This window comes from uncultured Veillonella sp. (assembly GCF_934190855.1).
Lineage (GTDB): Bacteria > Bacillota > Negativicutes > Veillonellales > Veillonellaceae > Veillonella.
In genome coordinates, this window is the sequence record NZ_CAKPTN010000167.1 from 1 (window position 1) to 3,510 (window position 3,510).

Below are 3,510 nucleotides of genomic sequence, written 5' to 3' on the forward strand. Positions count from 1 at the left end.
TTACAAACCTCATTACTTGAGCATATTAGTAAACTTATATCCTTTGGCGAGTCTTTGACCCGTCAAAGGATACAGATTTTTACACCCTTACTAGAAAAATCACAAGGTGATATACAACAGCGTGCTGATATGTTATGTATAGAACGCATTGAAACAGGAATTGTTACGCGCCAATTAAAAGGCAATCATACTTGGCATTCGATGATGCAAGATGGGCAGCCACTCATTGGGGTTGATCATGAGTTGCGGCACCATGTTTTTCCTATTGTAGATAATGGGGGACGTATTATAGGTGGGATTTCCTTTACACTGTCTCCATCTATCAAGGCAGAGCAATATGAACAAGAATATACATTGTCTGATACGATGCAACGTCTTATGCTAACTGCTACGGACGAACAAATCCAATCTTATGAACCAATCTCTTATTTTGATGGTTTAATTATCTTTGATGATTCTCATAAAATTTTGTACGGCAATGAGGCTGCATTACAATTGGTCGATCTATTGGGCTTTGATCGACGCTTAGTAGGTTCATCTATTTTTAGTAGTACTTTAAAAATATCGGCTATCCAACAAGTTTTGGCAGATAGAACTATATATACTAGTGAAGAAATCTATCAAGATATGGTAATTCGCCAGCATATGATTCCCATCGCTATGGGCCGTAATGAAACGCGATGTTTCTTGGTGTTGCATGATTGTACTCGTGAAAGTAAGCAGCAACAAGAATTGTTGGTGAAAAATTCAATTATCAAAGAGGTTCATCACCGCGTAAAAAATAATTTGCAAACTGTAGCGGGTTTATTGCGTATGGAAGCGAGACGGTCTAATTTACCAGAAGTAAAACAGGCTCTCCAAGAGGGGATTAATCGCATCGAAAGTATGGCTCTCGTTCACGATATAGTGTCCCATTATGACGAGGACTATATTGGTATACGATCAATTTATGATGAGTTATGTCGTTTATTGCGTATGAGCATGGTCCGACAAGACCAAGATGTTACCTTTACCTATAGCGGTGAAGATATATTAATTTCTTCTCATATGGCAAGTTATGTATCTCTTATCATCAATGAATTAATCACTAATAGCTTAGAACATGGCCTAGAAGGGGATCATGGAGAAATTCATCTTCATGTGAATGACATAGGGGGACACATTGAATTCGCTTTTACCGATAATGGCAAAGGACTGCCTAGTGATTTTTCTATTTCCTCTAATAAACGATTGGGGCTCACAATTATAAATAATTTAGTTACTCATGAATTAAAGGGCCGTTTATCCATAGAAAATACTGGTCATGGTGTATTGGTGACAATACATATGAAGAAGGAGGCGTAAATGCGCGTTTTAATCGTCGACGATGAATCCCTTATACGCATGGATTTGCGAGATATTATTGAGTCTTGCGGTCATGAGGTCGTAGCAGAGGGAACTAATGGCGTTGAAGCTATACAACTCTGTAAACAACATAAACCGGATATCATTTTAATGGATGTAAAAATGCCAGAATTAGATGGTATTGAAGCTGCACGGCAGATTGGCTTTCACCATGAAGCACCTGTGGTATTGTTAACCAGTTATAGTCAACAAGATTTAATCGATAAAGCTAGAGACTCCGGTGTATATGGATATCTAATTAAACCTGTACGAGAGGAGCAATTGGTGCCTACTTTAGAAATGGCGTTAGGCCGTTATAAAAGTGATGCGCAGTTGCGTGAGAAAATGGCTGAGTTAGAACAGTCCTTAGAAGATCGTAAAATCATTCAAAAGGGGACGGGCATATTAATGGAGTTGTATTCTATATCTGAAGAGGAAGCCTATAATCGCATTCGCGCCCTCAGTATGAAGAAACGTGATAGTATTGTTAATATTTGCAAGGCTTTAATTAATCAAGTTTCAAAATAGCAAAAGACTAGTATAAGGATTAACACTTATACTAGTTTTTTGCTTATAAATTCATATAAAAACTAAAAAGTCAAAAAATCAAAAATTTTACTTGCAATTATTTTGACATAGGTTATAATAATAAATGTGATTAGCACTCGGCGAGTTAGAGTGCTAATAAATTATAAAGAATATCTAGTAAATAAGGAGTGACATCATATGTTAAAACCATTAGCTGACCGCGTTCTTATCCGTTTAGAAGCAAAAGAAGAAAAAACTAAAAGTGGTATCTTCCTTCCTGATACAGCAAAAGAAAAACCTCAAGAAGGTGTTGTCGTAGCTGTAGGTGCTGGTAAAGTATATGACAATGGTCAACGTGTAGCTCCAGAAGTTAAAGTTGGCGACACTGTTATGTTCGCAAAATATGCTGGTAGCGAATTAGAAATCGATGGCGCTACTCACTTGATTATTAGCGAGCGCGATATTTTAGCAGTACTATAATAGCTAATCTGTAGTTTACTAAGACTACAAACACTGATGATACATTCTATATTGCCTACGGGCACATATATTTCGTTACATTCGATAGTGTTACTATCTAGGAGGTAATACATATGGCAAAAGAAATCTTGTTTAATGAAGAAGCTCGTCGCGCGTTAGGCCGTGGCGTTGATCAATTGGCAAATGCTGTAAAAGTTACATTAGGTCCAAAAGGTCGTAATGTTGTATTAGATAAAAAATTCGGTTCCCCAACAATTACAAATGATGGTGTAACTATTGCTCGCGATATCGAACTTCCAGATCCATTTGAAAACATGGGTGCCCAATTAGTAAAAGAAGTTGCTACTAAAACTAACGACGTAGCAGGTGACGGTACTACTACTGCAACTGTATTGGCACAAGCTATGATTCAAGAAGGTATGCGCAACGTAGCAGCTGGTGCAAACCCAATGATCTTGAAAAAAGGTATTGAAACAGCAGTAAAAACTTTGGTGGAAGAAATCAAAAAACGCTCCATTAAAGTTTCTGGTAAAGCTGAAATCGCTCAAGTTGCAAGCGTATCCGCTGCTGATGAAGAAATCGGTGGCTTAATTGCTGAAGCTATGGAAAAAGTAGGTAACGACGGCGTTATCACTGTAGAAGAATCCAAAGGCTTACAAACTGCATTAAATGTAGTAGAAGGTATGCAATTCGACCGTGGCTACATTTCTCCTTACATGGTAACTGATCCTGATCGTATGGAAGCTGTTATGGACAATCCATTCATCTTGATTACTGACCGTAAAATCAGTGCTATTGCCGACATGTTACCAACACTTGAAAAAGTAGTGAAAGTAGGTAAAGAACTTCTTATCATCGCTGAAGATGTAGAAGGAGAAGCATTGGCTACATTAGTAGTTAACCGTTTGCGTGGTACATTCAAAGCGGTAGCTGTTAAAGCTCCTGGTTTCGGTGACCGTCGTAAAGCTATGCTTGAAGATATTGCAATTTTAACTGGTGGTACTGTAATCACTGAAGATATGGGCCGTAAGCTTGATTCCGTAGAACTTGAAGATCTTGGTACTGCTCGTCAAGTACGTATCACTAAAGATGAAACTACAATCATTGACGGTGTAGGCG

Annotated in this window: 4 protein-coding genes; all 4 read left to right on the plus strand. The window is 38.0% G+C overall.

Annotation, left to right across the window (positions count from 1 at the left end; genetic code table 11):
* Positions 1–1,344, plus strand: a 1,344-nt coding sequence (locus Q0F90_RS08165) for a sensor histidine kinase (RefSeq protein WP_296004630.1), incomplete at its 5' end; no start/stop codon positions are given.
* The gene (locus tag Q0F90_RS08170) at positions 1,345–1,911 is read left to right on the plus strand and encodes an ANTAR domain-containing response regulator (RefSeq protein WP_296004632.1); all 567 of its coding nucleotides are present in this window, start codon (positions 1,345–1,347) and stop codon (positions 1,909–1,911) included.
* 198 nt (positions 1,912–2,109) lie between these two features.
* Positions 2,110–2,391: a co-chaperone GroES gene (groES, locus tag Q0F90_RS08175; protein ID WP_004696047.1), complete on the plus strand. Its 282-nt coding sequence runs from the start codon at positions 2,110–2,112 to the stop codon at positions 2,389–2,391.
* 113 nt (positions 2,392–2,504) lie between these two features.
* On the plus strand, positions 2,505–3,510 hold a 1,006-nt coding region (gene groEL, locus Q0F90_RS08180), incomplete at its 3' end, for a chaperonin GroEL (protein WP_296004634.1).